Below are 24,150 nucleotides of genomic sequence, written 5' to 3'. Positions count from 1 at the left end.
CGACATGAAACTAATACAGATATATATTGCTGGCTTACTATTGTTGGCCAGCCTGGAAACACATGCACAGAAATCAGTTCCCTGGCTGGGGAAAATCAACTGGATCAACGGTTATGAGAAAGAAATATCCGGAGAATCCATCCAGTACTATTCCGCCTTCCCGGACTATGCCACCACCGCGTTGCTTACCCGTACCACGGATGGCCATAAAACCATTGAATGGCAAACAGGCAATGTTCCTGGTAAAATTAGTGGCCCATATGTTTATTTCAGTTGGGTAGCTGGCCATTCTACCGCCACCAGCAGCGGTCCCCGTCATTTCGATCTTTACGTCAACAACAAAAAGCTGCTGACTTTTACCACCTTGCCAGGAAATCAATCTCCACTCTGGTCTTTTGCAACATCCGACAGTAGCAGGCTGGTATTCCAACAAACTACCCGCGATGGCGCCAGTGACGCCCATGGGCTGATGTTCCTGCGTCTTCCTAAACAACTGGTAACGCCTGGCCAGCCAGTGACATTGAAAATTATTGGTCAGGCCCAGCAAAGCAACGACTGGTTCATGACCTTCAAGTTCCATTTTCAGGAAAAAGTGGATATCCACCCACAACCTTTCATCCTGAAAAATGGGAAACAAGCGATAGCCCTGACTGCGCTGCATTTCGGCGCTACGCAAACGGTTCAGGTCAATGCAGGAGGCAAAAATGTTGGCAGTTTCAAAATAAATGATGGACTTAATCATTTTGATATTCCGGTAGACGCGGTCACACATCCCGACAGTGTTCGTATAGCCGTGACCGATGGCAGGAAAACCATCCTTGATCAGTATATACAATTATCGCCTGTTACTTACAGGGAAATTAGTCTCATTCATCATTCTCATACCGATATCGGCTACTCGCATCTGCAGCCGGATGTACTTAAAATCCATCTGAAAAATATTGATGATGCGCTGAAGATGATTGCTGCCACCCGCGATTATCCCGTGGAAGCCCGATTCAAATGGAACATAGAATCCCTCTGGGCGGTAGAGCATTATCTCCAACAGGCCACCCCGGAACAGAAAACGGCCTTTATCCAGGCCGTAAAATCCGGTAGTATTTGTCTGTCTGCCCTCTATGCCAACATCCTAACAGGATTAAGTTTACCCGAGGAAATGTTCCACTATACAGATTATGCCGGTCAGCTCTCTAAACAATATGGTATCCAGTTACCTTCTGCCATGATCTCTGATGTTCCCGGTTATACCTGGAATACGGTGACAGCTCTGGCACATGGCGGCGTGAAATACTTCTCCAGCGGCCCGAACTACCTCGGTGAAAATCATCCTTATCTGGGTGATCGCGTTGGGCATTTTGTGAGAACCTGGGGAGACAAGCCAGTATGGTGGGAATCTCCATCCGGCAAAGAGAAAATCCTTTTCTGGACAGGTGGTAAGGGATATTCCTCCTGGCATGGAACTGCCCCTGGTGGCGTATTTGAGCGCGGTCCTCAGCGCATTGCCGCTTACCTGCGGGAACTCGATGCAAAACAATATCCATATGAAATGGTACAATGGAGATATAATATAGTGGCAGACAACGGCCCTATTGACACTTCCATTTCCCGATTCGTAAAGGAATGGAACGAAAAATACAAATCGCCCAAACTCATTCTCAATACGACCGATAAACTATTCCAGGACTTTGAAGCCCGCTATGGCAGCAAGTTACCTGTTGTCAGAGGGGATATCACTCCCTATTGGGAAGACGGCGCCGCCTCTACCGCACAGGAATCCGGCCAAAACCGAATCACTAGCCTGAAATTGCAGGAGTTGACAACAGCCGCAGCCATCCTTCATCCTGCCAGCTACAACGAAAATGATTACTACCGGGCATGGACCAACGTAATTATGTTCCATGAACATACCTGGGGAGCGCATAACAGTATCTCCGAGCCGGAAGTGCCTTTTGTTACAGAACAATGGCGCATTAAGAAACAATTCATGCTGGATGCCGATAGCATTACCCGGAAAATTGAGGCATCCCTCCTCGGGTCTTTTACTGACCCGGATTCCCGGAAAATAGCAGTGATAAACACATTATCCTGGAGCAGAGATGGCATTGTGAAAACAAATATTCCCGGCAAATCCGTCACAGATGCGCAAGGGAACAGGTATCCTTTACAACAGCTCCACTCCGGAGAATATGTTTTTCTGGCAAAGAATATTCCTGCATTGGGAACAGCTGTGTATGAAGTATCAGCTGCTCCTGCTTCAACAACTACCGTCTTCACCCAAACCAATAATAGTCTTTCTAACGGCCGCATTATGCTCGTTTGGGATAACAAAGGAAGTATTACCACACTCCGTTCCGGCGATGATTATAACTATGCAGGTACCTACGGTGAGCAAGGACTGAATAGTTATTGGTATGTACCAGGACTTGATCCTGCCTTAGCTACCACCAATAATGATATCCAGGTTAAAGTCCTGGAAACGGGTCCTGTAGCTACTACCATCGAATTAACAAGCGCTGGTCCTGGTTTGAATAATCTGAAAAAGAGAATCACCCTATATGCGAATGCCGATGCCGCTATCCTGGAAAACATCCTGGATAAAAAAGCAGTGCGCGAAAAAGAAGCGGTGCATTTCGGGTTTCCATTTAATATCAGTACTCCACAAACGACCCTGGATGCTGGTTATGGCATCTTACGTTATTTAACGGATCAGTTGCCGGGATCTAATATGGATTTCCTTTTCGGACGTCGTTGGGTGGATGTTGCCAATAAGGACCGCGGCGTACAATGGATGCTGCTGGAAACGCCTATGGTAGAGCCCACCCAGATGATTGACGAACGGAAGGTAATTATGCAGAGCCATAAGGAATGGCGGAAATCAGGAGTACCTACTGCTACCTGGTTTAATTACATCATGAACAACTACTGGCATACCAATTACAAAGCATACCAGGAGGGTACCAGCAGTTATCATTATGCTTTACGTCCACATACAACTGTTACCGCTACAGAACAGGAGAAAGCGGCAGCTGGATTTACCCAGCCACTACTGGCATTCCCAGTGAAGAATGGTGTAAAACTGCCTACATCGCTGTTCCGGCTGTCTAACCCCAATCTCATCATTACCAGTGTTACACCTACGGAAAGTGGCGCATTGAAAGTGCGTGTATACAATCCCGTTAATACGGTAGAAACAGGGAAATTTATATGGGAAAGTTATCAGGCGACAGCGATTATTACAGATCAACCACTGTCCGCCAATGCGGATATCAGCGTACCAGGAATGGGCGTGAAAGAGTATCTGTTGAAGAAATAAAATCCTTGTTGGTATAAAAAAGCACAGGCGGCCCGATGATTGGGTCGCCTGTGCTTTTTTTTATATGCAGCGTTTATCTTTTCAAAGCCGCGAAAATGGCCTCTTTCTGCTTTACCAATTCAATAAGCACATCTATATCGATGGGATATTTTGAGCCTATATTCGCATGCCGTAGCTGGATGATATGTTCATCGTAATTGTACAATACCTGCATGCATTGATCTGTTCCTCCAGCCACCAAAGCGTAAGGGATACTGTCTTCATAAAAGTAGACCCCATCCAGGCTGGACATGATATAATCGTCTATCAGTTCTTTATCATCTGTTTGCATAATGGATCTGAATTTCTCCAACGCCGCCAAATCCGTATCGTCCGTTTCCGACAGATATTCCGTTAGATCACAGTGTTCCTTGGAAATAGGGACCAACCAGATAGTGGATGGATCTGTCCAAGAGATGCCTTGAGCGAAGGCAAAAAGGGAGGTATTCATAGGCGAAACCAATACTGGATTTAATTAAAAACTATATGGTGGCTCGTATAAAACCTCTTTGAATATGCCCATAATTTTCAGATCAACCAGCTCATCATTGGCCAGGACGATATCTGTGAATGAAGGATCGTCAGAGTTTGGCCGCAGAATTATTTCTTCATGCTCCCAGCTATCCTCTCCCGTTTTCTTTTTACTTAGGTATTCTTTTACCGTATGTCCAAATCCCAAATCTTTATCCTGAATATTCGCGTGGCTTGCCAACACGATTTCTCCATTCCTGGAGCCACCTTCATCTTTGGCAAACAGACAAATTGAACCATTCTTAATCGTCATATTCATCGACTCCCCCACTACTTTACAGGCAAACAAATTTTCGCTCGCCTTCAAATGCGATGGCAGCTGTATCCATTTATTGTCGCCTGATAATCTGGGACTGCTAAAGTCCCCTGCTGCCACGTCAATATCATAATATCTTACTGCATTCTCCGGGATGGAGGTGTTGTCTGAAATAATTAATGGAATAGTTTTCCTATTCTTTGCTTTTACTATAAATTGATCAAAATAGTTTTTCAACTCGGGATCACAGACATAAATATATGTTCCCCGTATCCCACGTTTCATCAACGTATCATAGATACGACAAATATATTCATGGACCTCTTCATCTGTTTCCAGCCCTGTCTTTCCATTCTTATCATGATAATTTTCTTTGCGGGTAATGATCTTACCTGAACGCTTATCATATGAAATCTCATTACCGAAAATAACGCCTGTATAATTCAGGTCATAACCTTGCGTTGTATGGATACATCCAACTTCGTTAATAGCATTTTTTGAGTTTATCCATTCCTTGGGAGTACCATTCCATTTCAGCTTTACATTTCCGATGATGATGTCATATTTAGCTTTAGGCTTGGTTTTTCCTTTCTTCTTAGTGTTCCACTCCCATGCATAACCGGCAACCATCCTGGCCAACCCGTATTCTTTATCACGTTGCTTAATCTCATCCAACATATGCTCCAGCGAATCAAATAATAAAAGTGAATAAGTACTTGATTTGTATATTGGGTCTCCTGTTTTCAGTTTTCCACCAATCAACTTTTTGACATGATTCACATAACTGATTCCTCCTCTTACCCGCAGTTGAGATTTCAATTGCTGTTGTACAGTACCTTTGGCTACTTTTAGCTTATCGAAATCACGCTTCCTTACATCGGAAGGCCGGATAGATTGTCCGGCATCATACAGTAAGATTAGTTTTTTACTTTGTGCCTTCACCCAGTCAAGCTCTGTATTGGTATGATGGTCCATTTCCAGAGAAAGGCATCCTGCCTTAAAATTGCCAGCATAGGCTCCCAGGACATTATATCTACGCAAACGATGGGATTCATCCACCATTATGATATCATACTGTTGTCTGGTTACTGCAATTGGGGCAACTACCATTTTCTTCTCCAGATCTGTAACTTTTGCAAATACTTTCTCTACTGTTTTGCGAAATGAGCTTACAGGGACAACCAAAGCAGCAGATGGATTTGGATATTGCAGGTGCAATTCAGTTACCAATGATTTCATCTGATCCTGATACTTCCCAAATCCAAGAAAGTTAAAATCCTGCATTTGGGTGTGTAACAATTTAAACAGAAAAATAGCCAATAGCGTTTTCCCTGTACCAGCTCCACCATCAATAAAAACAGTATTAGCGTCCTTGTTAAGTAATGATTGAATAATTTTTATCAATCCTTCAATTTGGTCCTCACTTAGCTCTTTATATGGAGAATACTTGAATAAATCAGAGTTAGTGAGGTCTTTCAGTCTACTTTTGGCAATTTTTACTCCTCGCAATTTATTCCATACATCTTCAAACAATGCATCATAATCTGCTACTTTGTGCTGATAATTTCTATTCTTATTACCAGAGTTCCAGTTAATGGGCTTGAAAACACCTTCACTACCAATATAACTGATAAGATCCACTTCTATATTCCAGGTCAACGATTTATTAAATCTGGCGCTGGTGATCACATAGATGCGTTCCATCGTACGGAAGCGATCATCTTTCAGATGATCATCAAGCCTCTGAAGAAGCTTGGTAGTTTCTCCTATATAAATCTCTTTGGTTTTGTTATTCACCAAAATATAAACAACAGGCCAATTCTCCTTTAGGTAATGTGTTACACTATGAACATCAGTAAGAATATCGGCATTAAAACGGAATGGATGGATGTCTATCACGTGGGTGGATTTCAGAGCTCGTTATATTTCTTTGCAGTTCCTTTTGCTTTGTTTACCGGATATTTTTCACCGTTCTTATTTATTTTTTCCAACATTATATCCTTGATACTAAAACCGTATTTCTCCGCCAATAAAAAAGAAAAGGCCAGAATATCAGCCAGTTCTTCTTTTACCTTTTCCACCTTCGCTTCTTCTGCTTGTTTCCACAAAAAAACCTCCAGCAATTCACCTGCTTCCGCACTAATGGCAATCGCTAAATCTTTGGGATTGTGAAACTGCTCCCAATCCCTGTCATTTCTAAACTTGATAAGTTCTTGCAGAATTATATCTATATCGGACATGCTCTTAAATCTGGGTGTACAATAGTTAAGGTGAATCGAATTTATTACTTTTTTAGGTCAATAATATCAATACGACACCAGGAATACCAAAATGAGAAAACAAGAGCACCATTACATATAAAATATACCAATACGTAACCTATAAGAAAATCTTCTTTTTAAATAGTAGCGCAGACAAAAGAGAACACGTATTATTGTCATGTACCAACACCCATCCACCTATGAACCTAGCCAACTACAAACCAGACCTCTTACTCCATGAAAAGTTCGCAGAACTGGTACTGCAATCGCATGATAGTTATTCTCAAATCTGGACCAGCGACGAATTATACATAGATATCAATTACTATAAGGATACGTGCATCTATTTTGCCATCAATACCATTAATCTGGAAGCAGTTACCCCACAGTCCTGGTACTGGAGATATAAATCATTTACACCTCCCCTACTGGCGGAATATGCTCAAAATGGTAAAAACTATATCCTGGAAACAGTTACAGAAGATCTGGTGGAGAATACGATCATCCAGGCATGGGGATTACCGGAAGAAGTGATAGAAGTCTTACTAAGTGAAGATCTACAGATCAAGCAGTATAGACTTATTACTCAGGATAATGGATATGATGTCTATTCCATTTATTCCCCCGCGATTAAATTAAAGCAACGCCTGACCTATATTTCTGACAGTCAGGTAAAGAAAGAATACTATTTCCCTAATGGCAATCGTTGGTTTGTTCAGTATGAAACAGATGAAGGTGATAAAATAAAAGGACCAACTGCCATTTACAATGAAGACGGCGCGCTCCTGGCTGAATTCGAAGAGGAACAATTATGTAGTCTACCGCCAATTCATGATGCACTGTCAGCTAAGATACAGGTCGTTTTGCAACGATACAATACGATGAAGCAATGGCAGGAGATGCCAAACAAATGGGCTGGAGCCGATATTTTTGAAGCGTTTCTGTATGAGGTTCTCGGTCATGAAAACATATACAAAGGCTATCATGAAGATTTTGCCAGTGTAAATGATTATGAAAACCTGTTCCATATAATGGCTACAATGGCTGGTATCCCAGTGAATTTTACTGTGGAAGAATCTGACGAACATTGGGATATCCAACTCCATATTCAGAATGATCCTATTAAGGTTTCAATTATGCGCGATACGGATTGGTTTAACCTGCAATTCATTGAACGCATCAATATGGCCCTGAGAAATAATGAATCCACCCACACTTTCTACATTTTTCAGTCTGGAGGATGGGGACAGGAACTCGGGATCGTTTATATGCATGATGCCCTGGGGAAATGTATTGATGAAATTATACATCGGTTAGACATACGCTACAACTGGGGCTCCCTGGATAATCGTTTAGAGACGCGCCAACAATAGTCGCGATGAATTTCAAAATTTCAACATCATACCCTATCTTAGTCCAATTGTAAACCCGTAATATCCCAGGCAGTTACACCCCATCAAATCCTTGTAAACATGGGCCTGAAACTGCCACAACGGAAGAAATACATGCTACACATGACCAACAATTTTATTTACCAGGACAACAATTCCCATAAATTCTGGAATATAACTATCAATGGTACAGAGATGACTGTCACCTTTGGTAAAGTAGGTACTCAGGGCCAGCTTCAGGTCAAATCCTTTGCTACAGAAGAGGAGTGCCGGAAAGCCTCCGAAAAGCTCATCGCAGAGAAAGTTAAAAAAGGATATGTACTGCAGCAAGCGCCAGATACCCCCGCGAATAACAGCCTCCAAATCCCCTTGCCATTATTTGAAGACATCCTCGCATTGTCCGAATACCTCCAAACACAATGGCCCGACAAAGTAGAAATCCACCCTTCTTCCGCAGCACATATTACCCGAATGGAAGAAAAAGCCGGATTCTCGCTTCCAGCGCCCTTTCGGGAATTCTGGCTCTGCAAAGGATATTACTATTTCGATAAAGATGATTTCCTCTGCGCAGTTTACGCCTACAACGATAATGCAGATAACGCGACCACTCCATTCGATCTCCTGCAAATGTTTCTCAACATTTATCGGGTCAATAGCGAATGGATCACACAAGAAAAACATTTCCTCTCCCATTGCTGGATGCTGGGCATGATCATGGACGACGAAGATAAACGCTTCGTCATCAGCGATCCTGCCGGCCAGATACATAACATCCACATCCCTACGCCATTTAAGGATATCAACGACGATATCCTGGCCGCTGATTTTGCCTCCCTGATAGCTGTGAAAGGCAACTTCCAGCTACCAGCTACCGAAGAAGAAGAGCCTGAATATCCAGACACAGCGGAAGAAGATGCCGACCAGGAACTTCGTGTCTTCCTAAATAAATACCAACTCGAAAAAATATCTTACGAAGAAACGCTGGAGCGACTCGGAGTTTCCCATTTATTTGATTATTGGGAAAGCCCGGAAAACGCCACCTGGACTACAGAAGAGTATGAAACAGAAAGCGAATATTTTGAACAGTATGACCGCATCTATTTCTGTGATGGAGATATTGAAATAGAGGGGGATTTAAAAATCCCCAATGACGATATGGACCTCCTGGTAGTGAAAGGTAACATGACTATTAAAGGAAAGGTCGTCTCCTACTATGGCGCTGGCGTACAGTACTATGTAGCAGGAAATACCACCGTCGATTATATCTACCTAAGCGATTTCCAGAAAACATGTGGAGACGAAACCATACGATATGTGGCACTGGCTTTAGGACAAGATGATGAAGTGGTGCATACTATGGCGCATCGTACCATTAATGCTCCATATTTCTTCTCCTGGTTCTATAATCTCAACTGCTTCGAGTTCGCCGCGGAAACATTGATTACAGCGATCTATAATGAGGAAGATTTATCGGCGTATGGTTCAGAAAATGCCCTCCTCGCATGGCATGAATACGCCTATGCTTTCCGTCCGGAATTCTACAGCCAAATAACGGAAAGCCATCATAATGGATTCGAACTGCAAACATCAAGGATATACGAAGCCCTCCTTCATCACCAGCCGGTTCTCCAGGATGGCGTCACTCTGGAAGGTATAAAACTCGTGAGCAAAGGTATAAGGTTGAAAACCCAGGATGATGCAGTAGGTGCATACCAATGCTTCAAACAGGCTACTATCGTATCTCCTGGCGATTATCTGGCCTATTACAATGCCGGCAAATGCCTTTTTGAACAAAAAGCCTATGCACAGGCCATGGAATATTTTGCAAAAGGTATTCCATATACGCCGGAAAAAGTAGCGTATGAATTTAATTGCATGCAGGAAGCAGCCCTCTGTGCTGCCATCACAAGCGCATACGACAAAGCCGTTCAATGGGCTGAAATGACTTTACAAAAGTCGCCTTCCGCCCACTTTGCGCTGCGAATCCTTGGGGAAGTAGCGATCAAACAACAGCAGCTAAAAGCGGCCCAAACATACCTGGAACAGTCTATCGCTATAAAATCTATTTTCTCCAATAACTGGCTCTTAGGATTAATCTATCATCTCAACGGAGATACCAAACAAGCGGAATCCTGCTACAAAACGGCCCACAGCAAGAATAGTAAAGCGCGGCCATACACTGAATATACAGACCTTTCCTTCATCTATGGCGAACCGGTCGCGGTGAACTGGGATACGCAGCAACAGTCCCCGGTGAAAGACCAGCAATACTGGAACCAGTTCTTTGATAAAACTTTAAGCCAATTCGGGCCTGGATTATATAAAAGTACCGGCTACTTCCCAGACCAGTGGCTTTCTCACAAAGTGACAACTATTCCAGCCGAATTCCGGACGATCGAAATGTTACAGTCATTACTCCAACACCAAACCAATGGCGAATTTGATGTAGATGGCGGTATACTACAACTTTTCAATGTGGAGCTGCTTACTCCGGAACTGGCGCTGATGGCTGTTAGCCGTGCATCTGCCTGTCACTATAGCCATATACCTACACACCTGTTAACATCACAAATATTCCAGGCACACCCACAAGGTATTGATCTGTCTTATATTCCGGAAGAACAAAAGACCTATGATCTTTGCTTCCAGGCGGTAAGTGTCAATCAGTATAACTATGACTATATTCCTGCCGCCTTTAAAGATGAGCAAATGAATATCGCCCTGATTGCAGGAGGCGTGTTAGACAATACTTCCGGGAAAGTGCTTCCATCTAAATATCATACCAGCGAATACATTCAAAAAGCCATCGATCTGGGGATAAAGATCATCACCCGCATTCCAACGAAGTTGGTGGATAAAACAGTATTCCAATATGCGGAAAACAAATATGGCCAAGACCCGGAATGGCCGTTCATCGTAGAACAGTATGACCGAAATACCTGGAAATATGGTGCTCGTTATGATATTGAATGGGTGGGCAAAATAATACTGAAACATGGACTTGATGTATTCAAACACATAGAGCCAGATCGCATCCAGCAACAAATCTATCAATACATTAAAAAGCATCTGGGACATCTGCCAGCATTCGAAGAACTCGTAAAAAAATACGGTTGGGATGTACGCAAAGCTGTCTCTTATGAAACGCCGAAAGAATTCGACTACAACACTTTCAGCAAGGTATGGGCCTGTTTCTGGGACGAAGATTTTATCATAAATGCCATCACTGCCAACAGTCCGGACTCCAGTGAACGGATTTATGCGGTACCTCAGCAATACCTCACCCAGAAGATATGTGAGATTGCTGTAAAACGTAACTCCTACGATTTCCAGTTTGTGCCTAAAAAATATATTACAGAGGAAATGTGTGAGACAGCCTGCGGTCAGGACTACGGCACTGCCCTCGAATATGTACCGCTGCACATGCGTACGGAAAAAGTCTGCCAGCTGGCATTAGGACGCGATGCAGAAAATATTCGGTTCATTCCGCTGGCATTACGCGATGCAGGGCTTTGTACCCGCGTTATGCTTAGGAACAGCAATTACCTCCAATTCATTCCTTACGCACACTACTCCTCCATTTTTGAAACACTACTGAAAAAGCACAAAAGCCATTTCTACGCCGACATGCTACTCCTGAACCGTGGCCTTGGGCTGATAGTAGAAAAAGACTATACGGAAGCTCGCACATTCCTGCTGCAAGTAGAAAAGGCGGAAGAAGTACGCGATCACTATTGGCACCAGGCGCTCTACTATACAGGTTGGAGCTATCACCTGGAAGGCAATGCCCAACAAGCAGCTGAATACTGGCAACGCGCACAGGACCAGGCCCAAGCAGCTAAAATCAATAAAGAATACTGGTTCACTTTTCCATATGCAGCCTTTCAACTCGTACCAGTAAATGATGTGTACGAATTCAGTAAGGATGATTTTAATGCACAAATGACGGAAGCGTCGCTTCTAATCAGCAGTAATAACTATGCGCCTGCCATAGCGCTTCTAGCACAGGTGGAAAAGTTGCTGGCAGATTCCCAATGCAGTGAAATGCCACTTTGGGCACAGGTATGGGATCACCAACGCTATGCTCTATACGAAGCCGGCCAGCAAGAGGAATCCCTGACACTCTGCCGAAAAATGGTAACCGAGTTGGGGAAAATCCAACTGTGGGACTATCTGGAATCATTCAATCCTATCCGTGCTGCCCTACGGAATGCTCATAACAACCTGGCCTATCACTATTACCAAACAGCCGGCAACATCCAGGAAGTAAAAGAAGGATTACAACATATCAAAACTACCATGAAAACCATCGCGCCAATAGAGGAGAAAAGCGTGCTAAATCCTTTCTATGAAACGCAGGTGTTACTATGGCATAAGGCAATGCAATTTGATCCTGCTTATCAAAAAGACTTACAAAAAGGTATTGAGAAAATAGATAAGTTGAAATTAAAAGAAAAAGGATTTATTAGTGAGACCTACCTTAATCTAATAGGGTAAGCCACTAATATACAATTAGTTGAATGGTTTTCAAGGGTACTACTCCCCTCTGAAAACCATTCTTATTTTTACCCTACCTGTTACCACGAAAAATAATAATATCAGCATGCCTTCTTTTCATCCGAGAAAGTAGCGGGATTTCTATACCAAAAACGTAATTTTAGGAAATATCTGCTTTTCCCGCAAAATCAAAGCCAGCCTAAAAGAGAAAGACCAGCTTTAGGAATATAGTAACATTGAATTTCAGAGAAGCGCGGGAAATTGTTGTAATATTCCCGTAAGAATAGCACCAGCATCATTTATTAGCCAAAATTATCTTTGCAGACATTATATGGATGAAGTAAGGGACAGACGATATATAAAAGAAATTATCAGCGAATATACTACCCGCTTTGCCGCATGGGGCCCGCCGGAATCCTGGGACCTGGATCAATTCAAAACATTGGAAAACATGATCCTGGAATCTACAGAGGTTACTGTTAATGCCAACACGCTTAAAAGATTCTTTCAACAACGCACTGGAAACCCACAACTGGCTACCAGAGACGCACTATGCCGGTTCCTGGGCTATGCCGGCTACACCGATTTCGCACTTAAAAAAACCCGCGTAGAAGAAGCCGCAAACCTGCATACCGTTACAGAAGAAGAGGATACTGAAGACACACCAAAAGAAAAAATAATCACGCCTCCGGCTACCAAGACACCCAAATCCAATCGCATTTATATCTATTTGCTATCGGGACTCTTATTGATAGTATGTTCGTATCTCCTGTACATCCTTAAAGTAAAGGATATGTACAACGACTATCTGCTGTCCAAAATTGAATTCTCCGTTTCAAATCCTAAAGGCGCAAATCCTTTAACGGTCACATTCTCCTACAACATTCCTCATACACTGCTTAAAGATATTAAACTGGTATACGAAGAGGCCAATGGCGATACCTCAGAAAAAAGACTTACAAGAGATATCGGAAAAGTAAATGCCACCTACATTTATGAAGGAGACGGATTCTGTCACCTCCAATATAATGGCCATACAATAAAAACTATCACCATAGAAAACCGTAAACTAGGCTGGTCCATCTACACCCGGAATGAACGCAAGGGCATTTTCAGAACACTGCCTATCAGTCAAGGTTTCCATCAGGAAGGTTATGTAAGTCTTCCGCTGGATAGCGTGATCCCAGAAGCACGCCCTGGTCACTTATTCGTGAGTTATGTATACTACAAGGAGAAATTAGTGGATGGAGATAACTTCATGCTGGAAGCCCGGGTACGCAATTCGGCGAAAGACTTTGCCATACCTCGTTCCGATGTCATGATGTACATTCTCTCTGATACGGGAATGCATGGGTTCGCACTAAATGAAGCCGGCTACGCTTATATTAAATTTATCAGTGGAGAAAAAAGCATCAAAGGAGACGAATACAATATGAGCAAATTCCACTTCGACGCCTCCTCCTGGCATGTGATGGCGATTAAAGTGGAAAACAAAAAATCTACCTTCTACCTGGACGGTCAGAAAATCTACAATATTGATTACACCAAACCCATAGGCCCCGCCAATGAAGTGATTCTGCGATTCAAAGGATGTGGCGCCGTTGATTATGTAAAACTTAATAAACTCGACGGGCCCGTGGTGTACGAGGAGAATTTCGATAAAGTGCCTGAATAACCTGCTGCAAATTATCCGCCCAGAACCCAGCTAATTTCTCTGCGCCAGCAGCATTGGGATGAAGATAAAATACACCTGCATTCCCATTTTCGGCCGTAAAATAGGGCTTCGGATTTTTCTTAAAGAATCCAAAAGCATTCCGATCCCCCTTGAAAATATAACCAGGATGTGCTTTCACCAGCGCATCTAATACGGGCGTATATGTTTGAAGCCTGGTTAACCCCTCTTGTAGATATTTGGAACTATTATAGGTATTAGGACTATACCAGATAGGCCGATGCAAAACGAACACGCTCTTGGGATATTTTCTACGTAGACTATCCACAATAGTTTCCAGATTCCGTTTGTAATTTTCCGTCGAAACCGGCGCCCCTGTTGGCCCTTCAATAGCGCTATCGTTGGTACCCAACGTAATAGAAAAGATAAGCCCTGCATTGACATCATAGAGCGTATCAGCCGCCTGCACCGCTTTCGAGAATAGCTTTTGCGATGCCGGTAACCAGTCTACCGTTGTGCTACCGCTATGCCCACAGTTGGCATACCTGATATCATAACCTTTCTCTTTCAACATTTTCACTACCTGGTAAGGCGGACATTCTACTGCCCGGGACTTCAACGTAGCACCATAGGTAATGCTGTTGCCAACAAAAACAATATTGCACGCCCGGGAAGATTCCTGCGCTGCCACCATTTGTCCACCTGCAATTAATAGAGCCAGCGCCGCTGTTCCTAAAATTTTCATACCTAAAATTAGTTTTGGGAAGAAGGTAGCATTGCGCCTTCAAACACTCCTGGCGTTGGCCCCATCTTAAACTCAATACTGCCGCCTTCCATAATATCCTTATTGGTAATGTACAATTTATTATACGCCTTTCCATTCAACTTTACCGACTGCACATAAATATTTTTATCACTCAACCCAATTGCTTTCATGGTAAATCGCCTGTTTTGTAGTGTGACAGATGCCGCTGCCAGCATTGGGTTTCCCAATAAATACCTGCCTTCTGCCGGTTTTACAGGATATAGACCCATAGCACTGTATACAAACCAGGCGGATTCTTTCCCTCCATCATCCGTTCCAGGCAATCCATCTGGCTGATCGGTATATAAAGCGATAATACTATCGAGAGAGGCTCTCGAGGTATAAGCATAAGTATCTTGTGCAGTGAGTCGGCATGGGGTAATCAAACTATGATACAGCGCGGTGTAAAAAATAGTTTTGGTTTCAGCTGGCGCGACAACATTCATTCCAGACAGTTCATGTTCCCATTTAAGTTGAGCCTGGGTAAGTATCTCATTAAAATCCCAGTCCGGTATTTCGGCAGAAAGGTTTTCCACAGCCTGCTGCATACTGGCCGGCGATACGCCAACTTTTACTAATACCATTTCATTTTCCGATGTGGCAAAACTCAAAATAGCTTGCTCATTTTTTCCGGCAGGAGCCTTTCCTCCGGCTGTAACCTTCATATGGAAAGGCTTTGACACCTTTACTACAAAGTACAGTTGCTGCCCATTTTCTGCCGTGGTGCTCTTTCCTGTTATGGTACAACTATCTTCTTCATTTACGGCTGTATTCACTCCTGGTTTGGAAAAACCAAGTACTATATGCGATTCCTTACTGGCAGGAAAGGTATACCGGTGGAAACCTGCATGTGGCGCCACTGTCAACTCCGCCATAATATCAAAATCCTTCAGCTTCACTTTATAATATCCCGGCGACGCCACTTCTTCATCATGCGAAAACCGGGAATGGCAGCCTATTTCATTGACCTTCCCAACTATTGGCATCAGGAGCACATCCAGACCGGGATTTACCTGTGAATGAGAAAAACCAGCGATCAGGCTGTCCTGATAACGATAGCCATCCAATGAATCAACTCCGGTAACAGGACTCAATTGTACCATACCTGATGGATAGGTGGCGCCAGGAAAGGTATGTCCCTGATCACCTGTACCAATAAACGGATTTACATAGCTCAACACATCCTCACTGGTTGGCGGATTATTGCCTGATCCGCCACATCCCGCCACCAGGAGGATGCATAAAAGCAAAACTAAATATCTGACCATGGGTTACATTATTTTTCCACTCCGAATTCCACTTCATTGGCCCAATGCTCTTTCCAATCCGGATGGAAAGCCCGGGCATTAATTTTGGATACGCTACGGTCCCTAGCCAGCTCCATGCAGGCAGCTCCGGCCATATCGTCATTCACTCTAACAGAAAACTTGATTTTCTCTCCACGGTCTATCAACCGCTTCACATCTGGAATTTCACTCCATGGAATAGCACATTCGGTAAACAGGGTATTCCCTTTACGCACCGTCACCAGCTTCCCATTGTTAACTGGCCCGTCGAATGGCGATTTAGGCTGGCGCGCGAAAAAGTGTTTGCGCGGCATTCCGGGAACTAGTAGTCTCCATATCTCAAATCCACCTCCATATTCATTCGCAACTGTATTTAAAGCATACTCGTAATCGGTGCATTTATAACCTGTAAAACGTGGCATGGTACCTTTTGGAAAGGCTTCCATTCCATCTTCGCCAATAGGGAGCGCATTGAATGCAATGAGGATATTATCGAACTTCTCTCCAGTCATTCCATCTGGCAAGGTGCCCGTTTTGCGATAGGAAAACTTCCTGACGCCACTCGGCCAAACCAACGGCACCAAGTCGTTCTGGGCAACAGGCACGCATTGAATATTTGCCGCCAATTTATTTTGAGCGCCGGGAATATAATAACCCACCTGGCCATACACCCCCATCCAATTGCCTTGTGTATCAAAATCTTTCGTAACCAGAGAAGCCGCTGCACTTTTGTTATTCGCACTCATTACCTTGTCAGACGGATCAAAGAAAATCCCAGCCAGTTTGGTGGTGTTTCTCCAGCTATCCCAGCTGATGGCGGAACAACGGATTTGCAGTTTCCCGGAAAGATCCAGATTCAAGTAGGCGCCGTTCCAGCAGTTCTCAATATTGGTGGTCATTAATTCCTTGCCGCTCTCTCTGTCGCATACGGTGATAGCCACATTCCGCTGGTTGATACCCGGAAAATACAAAGAGGTTCGGGTGTATTTGTCCAGCGGTAAATCAAGGTCCATTCCAATAGATCTGGTGGTGGCGGTGTTCTCAAAATAATTCATCACCCTACCACCGGAAGGTAATTGCAAAGCAGCTTTATCGGTAGTAGTCGCCTGCTGCCGGATGAGCGTGGATTCCATCGCATACTGCGATTGCATATAGGAAGTATCCGGATAAAAATATTGATCATCATTCCGCGTTTCGAAACGTGGCGCCCCTTTATTGGGTGTTCTGTCTGCCACCTTCGCAGCGAAATAAAAATACTGATCATCATAAGCGACATAGGTGTTAGCCAGTCCATCAGAAACGGTATCAAAACTTTCATATGGATGCCATGCTGCCTCTGTTACGGAGATACTGGCTCTGCTACTGCCTTTTATCGTCTGTGGAATGCTATTGGCCCAATCGCTGAGGTCTCCGTCCACCTGGATTGTTCTCTTTGCGATATAATTAACATGCATCTCTTCGTAATGAGTGGCAAAGCCATCTTTACCAGCATCGAAGTGTACATAGAGCGGATAGTTATTTTCTTTATTGGCTATTCCATTCTTTACCTGTATTTCCAGCGTTTTGGTTTCATGCGGTTTGAAGGTAACGGTCTGTGGATAAGTAACCTGGAGATCACCGACAGTCGCCACCAATTTACCTGTAACCGGACGATTCAATACATTCGTTGCTTGCAATTGTATCGCCGGCCTGGATGCAATGGGAGCGGTGAAATCTTTCGCAATTAGCTCCAGCGGCTCATAACCTTCTATTCTTGCATGTTCCACAGCCGCCACTAGTTTATCAAATGCGCCACTGCTGCCATTGACCCTCAAAAAGTATCCCTGGTAGTTCAAAGGAATGGTAAATACGCCATTCTGTGGGGCAATGCTATTGCCATAAAAATCATACAATAAAAAAGCGGGATCCGCTTTCACCACCATTTTCCCATCTGTAATAGGATAATACTGCGACAACTCATCCTCTATCTTTTTACGTGTATCCTTCTCCGTTGTAGTGCTTAAACGTTGGTACAGCGTCGCTCTTTTCTTTGCCTCAGTCAAGCTCCTTACATTCCGGAACAGGATATGCGTGGCTCCAAATGCTTCTCCCAGATCGCCCGTGACTACTATACTCCCGTCTTCCTTGTTTTTATTATATCCGTCAAATATCATCACCCAGGGAAGGCCGTTGGTAAACAATAAACGATTAAAATCCCTTTCTCCGATGAAGCCCTGCACTGCGCCCATGGCGGCCGCTGTAGACCAGGTATTATGCAGTTTAGGAATAGTCTCTGCTCCGTTCTTTGTTCTGACAGACAAGCTTTGAACAGAGCGATGCGGGTCTCCCGAATACATATATCCTCCGTAAACGCCCATGGAACGGTCATATCCAGCGGAACGATTCGCTGCTACTACCAAGCCTATACGATCATCTGTATTCCCTACCCAACTCTCCGTATCCCAGATTTTCACCCTTCCCTTATAGTCCTTACGGTTATTGAATTCCGGATATAACACCGGCGATTCCATGCCCTGGTAGTGAATAGACAGAAAATCGAATATTGGCAGCATTTTCAGGGTACCATCAGAAAAGAATTTATCCATGGCATTGGAGTTGGAATCGCCGCCGCCCACGAGTACATCTCTATCCGCTTTCCTGGCCTCCAGTACGGCTTCTGCCATCTTGGTATATATCTCGCGATAGCGAATCATATCCGCCTGCCAACCAGATATAGAGGAGCTTTCCCAGGGTTCATTCCACAAACACACCGATGTGATCGGTCCTTTGGGCCAACCAAACTGCATACATAATTCTTTCACATACTTCTTGAAATCCTCATCCATATCCGGCATCCAGGCCAGATCCTGCTTGGTACGCAGCATTTTCCCACTACTGTCCAGGTGTGGCCTGCTTATACCCAGCGGCATCGACTGCGCCGTTTGCCCTTCGCCAAACATCAACATCACTGTAATATTATTATCCTGAAAATTCTTCATCAACCGCTTCAACTCCTGCATATGCGCCTGATACCCTGGATTGGTCGTAGCAATATATGGAATGCCATAACGAATAGCCTGGACTCCCATACGCTGCAAAAAATCCACTCCCAGGTAGTCCAGGGATTGTTTCGGATACTGCATCTTTACCGGCGACGGTCGCATGCTGTACACAAAGCTGGTTCCTAGTCTGCGACCATTTTTACCCAAATCAAAAACGACGGCATAGCCGCCATATTCCTTGATATCATCAATAGTAACAGATGTATTCGTATAGCCGTTAGGCGTGATATGCAGTTTTACCGGAATCACCTTCTCGTAATTCATTTTTACCATCTGTGGCAGCCAGATATCATTCGGGATACCTTTGGTGCCATAGCGGATCACATATGCCTTCGCGTCCATGTCTATGGCCTGATTGGTATTATTCAGCAACTGGAATTGCAGGCGAATCGCATCACCCGGCCAGAAGACATTCGCCGGTGCGGAGGACTCTATCAGGTTGACATCATAGTCATAACTTCTTAATCCATTCTTTACACCCAATACTTCTTCATAACCCGCCCAATCCTGCGGATCTTTCATTTGGCATTGGGCCGACTGTACAACAGCCAGCAATATGGTTCCCAGTATAAAAAGTCTCACAGCTATTTTATTTTGAATCTGTTTCGAAATCGTTTTTAATCCTAAATTCATCATCCGGCTTCTTCAACGCCTGAACAGACAAGCCTTTTGTGGATAAGTGAAGGTATTTCTCATCTGTTCTCACCTGGATATCTTCTTTTGCCCGCATAGACACGGAAAGTCCTATCACGGCTTCTTTCATCGCAGCCAGGTTAAACGTTTTTTTACCGCCAGTATGGATGACATAATCCGCCCATTTCTTAGAGGCATCCCCACCTGTTTCCCAGTGGCCTTCCAGTCCATTCCAATTGCAATAAGGCACTTGTATCACCATATGTAAGGCTCCGGCGGTAAACTGCAATTCATTCTTATGCAGACCAGTAATAGAAAATACCGATGCGTCAATGTCCCCACCGGTTTCAATTCGAAGCCGTAAATCACTCGCGGTAATAGTGCTGTCTTTTATCCTATCGATTGTGGGATGTTTATCGCCACCATTCCAGGCGATATTCAGAATAGATAACACCGTAGAAGAATCCTGCGCATTTTTAATATGTACCGCAGCAAAATCATACAGATCATGTAAGAAGCGTACCCGCAGATAAGAAGGTTTTTCTGCTGTTCCCCAATCCGCTATCAGCGGCCGGCACTGGTTCCAGAGGTATCCTTGATTCACGGAAGCCAGCGCATACTGTGGATGGGCATATAGTTTTCCAATGATATCCTTCGCCTTCAATAGGCCGTCTGTATTGCGGAGCTGGAACGCGCCCATCATAAAGGTATCAATGGCTATACGTGGTAAGTCCTGATGCAGGAATAACGGAATCAAACTGGCTGGCATTTCATGCGGTTCTAATACCCTGGCTTCTCTGGGGTAATCTCCCGGCAGATTTACCTGTCCTTTCGAGGCATAGAAGAATAACTGCTTTAGTTCAGGAGTTAATAAGTCATTATAGGCCCGCAGGTTAGGGCCACACCATTGGCCGGAAGGCGCATGAAAATGTCGGGCAATCATTTGCCAGCATCTGTCATATAGTTCATCCACCATTTTTTTATCCAGGGGGTTGACGATGGCCTGTTTCATGCGTAGCAATTCATTCATTGCCACTATCGTATAGGTGGGACTGTTATACTCGGTAAAGCCTTTGCTATTATTCGTATAGTCGTAAAAGTAAGCCAGCTTGTGCTGCCCATATTGACGAATATCCGTTTGTTCATATAAGTTACCTACCGCATAACAAACATAGGTACCCATGATACAAATATTGGTATAATCCGCCTTCACATTACGTTTCATAATGGAACGAGCCGCGAGAATAAGCGACTCTTTTATCTGCGCTTTCAATGTATCATCCAACTGTGCCGAGCCATTTCGCACAATATCAATTAGCGCCACCGATATAAAATCAGCCCAGTTATAATCCACAGGCGCCTTACGGCCTTTCAGCAGATCTTCCGGATAATAAGGCCAGACACCGCAGTACGCCACGCCGGTATCTTTTTCCTGTAGAGGAAGGATAGCCTTTACAATACTAATTCCTCTTTGAATAGCCGCACTATCCTGCGTATGAAATAAGGCAGCGGCGTATTGAATGGAGCCCCGCGTATCATGCACTTTCACTCCAGAATCCAGGTCGCTATGATAATGCTTCTCCTTCGTGACAGTCCAGATCATTTTCTGGCCGGCATCATATTGAGTAATATTCGTTTGTAAGTCTTTTTTTAATAGGGCGATCTCCTCCTCTGTTAAAGCATCAGGAGTAGTCCGGAAGTCGCTGCTATGATAGGCACATCCGCCTAATAGCCCCGCGAGTGCGATGATCCACTTTCTCATTTTCTTTCCTTTTTCTGCTGATCTAATAGGCGCTGTACCTCAATACCAGCAAAGATGACGGCAAAAGAGCCATGGGTATCATTATCGTAGAAAGGTCTGTTCATATAATAGTTCTCATCTTCTGAACACATGGTACCAACGCAGATCTTATGCACAGTACCGTCTTCCTCTATTTCTGTATCGATAGCTTTCCATCCGTTTACGACAACGGGCATGAACTTTTTCTTATCCAACCATCCCATTCTGACGCCTCTCGCCATAGCCATTGTAAATATGGCTGTGCCTGAAACCTCCACTGGGGAATCATTTCGGGTGACTACATTATGCCAGTATCCATCTTTACTTTGATAGCGAATAAGAGAATTACAAAAGTCGCGATACAGGCTCAGAATAGGTTTATATTTTGGATGGTCTTGCGGAAGCGACAATAATACTTCTGTCATCGCCCAGATGGCCCAGCCATTGGCGCGAGACCAGTAAGGTAATTTCACCTGTGGGCGCTGGGAATAATTGGCATGCATAAATAGGCGCGCATCCTTATCCCATACGTGTTTGGTAAAATCCAGCAACTGATTGGCAGCATCATCAAAGAACAGTTTCTTTTCTTTCGGATCTTGTGTATAAAGCCCTGCCTGCATGAGAAAAGGAATACCCATAAACATATCGTCCACCCATACCGTATATTCCTCCGGGGTAGTACGGGTATAATTCGAGTACCCCGGACTCCTTATCTGTCCTGTCTTTGCATAGTTCATCATTTTGGTGATATATGCTTTATAGACAGCGTCATTCTTAAATTCTTTCTCTTTACGCAAACGATAAATCAACGGGATAGAAGGCGCTAATGTAAAGTCCAGCAGTCGGGAGTTGATGACCATGGCATTGGCGGAATTATAAGCCCTCAGTCCATTTACCTGATAATCTACGAAGGGCATGCCTTCCATCTGAAAATCGCAGAAATTGACAGCCCATTGATTGTACTGCTGTTCGTTGGTGAGTTCGCTCAGTTGCTCCATTGCCCAGGCAACGCCGCCATTATGATAGTTCCACTGATAAGTGGTTCCCCAGGCTTTAGCCCCGATTACGTCGCCCAGGACTTCCTGCTTGGGAACAGTCCAGGTGACAGCCGTTTCCAAACCGGGATACATTGCCCCGAAGCGGAACGCTGTTTCCGGCGCATGCGACTGATCTATTCCAGGCGCAAAGGGGCCACAGATAAGCCAGTTGTTTAAATTAGATACGCTGCTGTCTACATACTTCACCTGCTTCAATCCAATAGCCGCGTAGTTCCTGGGGCCATTTAGTACGGCATCATGCTCGCTGGGTGGTTGCAAAAAAACACACCATTCTTTTCCATTGGAAGCAGATTTTATCAACAGGTCGTTATTCCCCTTTTTCAAGTGGACACGGAAGGAGTCGGACATCGTCATGCTCCTTTCATCCCGCACTATAGCGATTTCCTCTCCTTTATTTTTTGCATACGCCAGGTTGCCATTGCACCATACTTTACACGCATTATTATGTGCAATTTCAATCGTAAAAGTCGTGTCTGCCCCAACGGCCAATTGTGTATAAGCATACGCTACTGCTGGTTTTCCTTTCCCAAACGTACTACCAAAATCAACAAACGTAAGTCCGTTGAAACGCGGATTGCGCGCAGGCAGTATCAGCTGATATGCGAAAGGAGTTTCACGTATTAGTTTGTCGCCTATCTTTTTGATTTTATCAACAGGACGCGGGTTATCTTTTACCTGTTGTGCCTTTCCACTGATGATCGTCAATAGAACAAACAATAACGTACTTACATATTTCTTCATCATTACTATCATGTCTAGTTTCCTGAAAAGGCCAGCAGCCACTTTCTTAGCGCAGCTGTCCAGTCGTTCTTATAGATAAAATTGTCGTTCAAAGCCCAGCCATGGTTTCCTTTTGGATATATGTGCATTTCAGCAGGAACTTTATGCTCATGCAATGCTTTGTAGTAGTAAACACTATTGAGAGATGACACTGTTTTATCGTCATCACTTACGGCGATAAAGGCAGGAGGAGTTTCGGGAGACACGTGTCTTTCGTTATCATATTCCTGCACTAATCTCCGGCCTGGTTTCTCTCCCAATAAGCATTTCCGGGAACCGCCATGTGTCAGTCCTTCTTCCATGGAGATTACTGGATAGAGTAATATCTGAAAAGCGGGTCTTTCCTCTCCGGTAGTACGTGTGGCTAAGGTAGCGGCCAGATGTCCGCCAGCAGAGGAGCCCATGACTCCCAGCCTGGATTTGTCGATATGCCATTCGGCGGCATGATCTCTGACCAATTGCATGGCCTTTTTGACATCAGCCAGTGGAACGGCAGCCCTGCCTTTAGGCAGACGGTATTTCAATACAATCAATGCAATGCCCTGCTCATTAAAAAAAGAAGCATATTTTGTCCCTTCTTTTTCCAGCGCCAGGTAGGCGTATCCCCCTCCAGGACAGGCTACTACGGCCATTCCATTCCCTTTTTCCGGAAGGAATACCTGAACGCTGGCTTCACCAAAATCTTCCACTCCCGCTTTTTCAGGCCAGAGCAATAGTTCAAGGTGCTGTTGTCCATAAGCAGGTGTAATACAGGTACCAACCAACAACAATAATAGAAGCGTCTTTATATGGATAATGGTTTTCATT

Annotated in this window: 13 protein-coding genes; 4 read left to right on the top strand and 9 right to left on the bottom strand. The window is 44.2% G+C overall.

The window, feature by feature from the left end; translation table 11 throughout:
* The first annotated feature begins 4 nt into the window (after nucleotides 1–4).
* Nucleotides 5–3,313: a glycoside hydrolase family 38 N-terminal domain-containing protein gene (locus CLV59_RS00160; protein ID WP_111589990.1), complete on the top strand. Its 3,309-nt coding sequence runs from the start codon at nucleotides 5–7 to the stop codon at nucleotides 3,311–3,313.
* Between the two features lie 73 nt (nucleotides 3,314–3,386).
* On the opposite strand, the gene CLV59_RS00155 is transcribed toward CLV59_RS00160, so the two are convergent.
* The 3 genes from CLV59_RS00155 to CLV59_RS00145 are packed head-to-tail and all read right to left on the bottom strand — an operon-like array spanning nucleotide 3,387 to nucleotide 6,379.
* Nucleotides 3,387–3,803: a hypothetical protein gene (locus tag CLV59_RS00155; protein ID WP_111589989.1), complete on the bottom strand. Its 417-nt coding sequence runs from the start codon at nucleotides 3,801–3,803 to the stop codon at nucleotides 3,387–3,389.
* Nucleotides 3,804–3,827: 24 nt separating this feature from the next.
* Nucleotides 3,828–6,038, bottom strand: a complete 2,211-nt coding sequence (locus CLV59_RS00150) for a DNA/RNA helicase domain-containing protein (protein WP_111589988.1) — start codon at nucleotides 6,036–6,038, stop codon at nucleotides 3,828–3,830.
* A gap of 11 nt (nucleotides 6,039–6,049) precedes the next feature.
* Nucleotides 6,050–6,379 (bottom strand): nucleotide pyrophosphohydrolase, encoded by a 330-nt coding sequence (locus CLV59_RS00145; protein ID WP_111589987.1) that lies wholly within the window; start codon nucleotides 6,377–6,379, stop codon nucleotides 6,050–6,052.
* A gap of 221 nt (nucleotides 6,380–6,600) precedes the next feature.
* Here CLV59_RS00145 and CLV59_RS00140 point away from each other — a divergent pair, with 221 nt between their 5' ends.
* From CLV59_RS00140 to CLV59_RS00130, 3 genes are all read left to right on the top strand, one after another.
* Nucleotides 6,601–7,773: a hypothetical protein gene (locus CLV59_RS00140; RefSeq protein ID WP_111589986.1), complete on the top strand. Its 1,173-nt coding sequence runs from the start codon at nucleotides 6,601–6,603 to the stop codon at nucleotides 7,771–7,773.
* A 99-nt stretch (nucleotides 7,774–7,872) separates the two neighbouring features.
* On the top strand, nucleotides 7,873–12,288 hold the full coding sequence (locus CLV59_RS00135) for a WGR domain-containing protein (RefSeq protein WP_146616095.1): 4,416 nt from the start codon (nucleotides 7,873–7,875) through the stop codon (nucleotides 12,286–12,288).
* 331 nt (nucleotides 12,289–12,619) lie between these two features.
* On the top strand, nucleotides 12,620–13,963 hold the full coding sequence (locus tag CLV59_RS00130; protein WP_111589985.1) for a hypothetical protein: 1,344 nt from the start codon (nucleotides 12,620–12,622) through the stop codon (nucleotides 13,961–13,963).
* On the opposite strand, the gene CLV59_RS00125 is transcribed toward CLV59_RS00130, so the two are convergent.
* From CLV59_RS00125 to CLV59_RS00100, 6 genes are read right to left on the bottom strand one after another with little or no spacing between them, the layout of a single operon-like run.
* Complete coding sequence (locus CLV59_RS00125; protein ID WP_211323685.1) at nucleotides 13,905–14,705, bottom strand: GDSL-type esterase/lipase family protein; 801 nt, start codon at nucleotides 14,703–14,705, stop codon at nucleotides 13,905–13,907. The genes CLV59_RS00130 and CLV59_RS00125 overlap by 59 nt on opposite strands.
* Nucleotides 14,706–14,713: 8 nt before the next feature.
* Entirely contained in the window at nucleotides 14,714–16,033 is a 1,320-nt protein-coding gene (locus tag CLV59_RS00120; protein WP_111589984.1) for a glycoside hydrolase domain-containing protein, read from the bottom strand.
* Between the two features lie 8 nt (nucleotides 16,034–16,041).
* The gene (locus tag CLV59_RS00115) at nucleotides 16,042–19,674 is read right to left on the bottom strand and encodes a hypothetical protein (RefSeq protein ID WP_111590928.1); all 3,633 of its coding nucleotides are present in this window, start codon (nucleotides 19,672–19,674) and stop codon (nucleotides 16,042–16,044) included.
* A 7-nt stretch (nucleotides 19,675–19,681) separates the two neighbouring features.
* Nucleotides 19,682–21,487: a hypothetical protein gene (locus CLV59_RS00110; RefSeq protein WP_111589983.1), complete on the bottom strand. Its 1,806-nt coding sequence runs from the start codon at nucleotides 21,485–21,487 to the stop codon at nucleotides 19,682–19,684.
* The gene (locus CLV59_RS00105; protein ID WP_211323683.1) at nucleotides 21,484–23,307 is read right to left on the bottom strand and encodes a glycoside hydrolase family 88/105 protein; all 1,824 of its coding nucleotides are present in this window, start codon (nucleotides 23,305–23,307) and stop codon (nucleotides 21,484–21,486) included. The genes CLV59_RS00110 and CLV59_RS00105 overlap by 4 nt, the downstream gene beginning before the upstream one ends.
* Before the next feature lie 11 nt (nucleotides 23,308–23,318).
* Nucleotides 23,319–24,149: an alpha/beta hydrolase gene (locus tag CLV59_RS00100; protein ID WP_111589981.1), complete on the bottom strand. Its 831-nt coding sequence runs from the start codon at nucleotides 24,147–24,149 to the stop codon at nucleotides 23,319–23,321.
* Nucleotide 24,150: the final 1 nt, after the last annotated feature.

It is taken from the genome of Chitinophaga dinghuensis (genome assembly GCF_003259435.1).
Classification (GTDB): Bacteria; Bacteroidota; Bacteroidia; order Chitinophagales; family Chitinophagaceae; genus Chitinophaga; species Chitinophaga dinghuensis.
The sequence above is the reverse complement of the archived record's forward strand: the minus strand, read 5'-3'. Positions and strand labels throughout refer to the sequence as shown.

Bases quoted from the DNA above. Each gene is read 5' to 3' on its own strand.
- CLV59_RS00160 (WP_111589990.1), top strand. From the start codon at position 5: ATGAAACTAATACAGATATATATTGCTGGCTTACTATTGTTGGCCAGC.
- CLV59_RS00155 (WP_111589989.1), bottom strand. From the start codon at position 3,803: ATGAATACCTCCCTTTTTGCCTTCGCTCAAGGCATCTCTTGGACAGAT.
- CLV59_RS00145 (WP_111589987.1), bottom strand. From the start codon at position 6,379: ATGTCCGATATAGATATAATTCTGCAAGAACTTATCAAGTTTAGAAAT.
- CLV59_RS00140 (WP_111589986.1), top strand. From the start codon at position 6,601: ATGAACCTAGCCAACTACAAACCAGACCTCTTACTCCATGAAAAGTTC.
- CLV59_RS00135 (WP_146616095.1), top strand. From the start codon at position 7,873: ATGGGCCTGAAACTGCCACAACGGAAGAAATACATGCTACACATGACC.
- CLV59_RS00130 (WP_111589985.1), top strand. From the start codon at position 12,620: ATGGATGAAGTAAGGGACAGACGATATATAAAAGAAATTATCAGCGAA.
- CLV59_RS00125 (WP_211323685.1), bottom strand. From the start codon at position 14,705: ATGAAAATTTTAGGAACAGCGGCGCTGGCTCTATTAATTGCAGGTGGA.
- CLV59_RS00120 (WP_111589984.1), bottom strand. From the start codon at position 16,033: ATGGTCAGATATTTAGTTTTGCTTTTATGCATCCTCCTGGTGGCGGGA.
- CLV59_RS00110 (WP_111589983.1), bottom strand. From the start codon at position 21,487: ATGAGAAAGTGGATCATCGCACTCGCGGGGCTATTAGGCGGATGTGCC.
- CLV59_RS00105 (WP_211323683.1), bottom strand. From the start codon at position 23,307: ATGATGAAGAAATATGTAAGTACGTTATTGTTTGTTCTATTGACGATC.
- CLV59_RS00100 (WP_111589981.1), bottom strand. From the start codon at position 24,149: ATGAAAACCATTATCCATATAAAGACGCTTCTATTATTGTTGTTGGTT.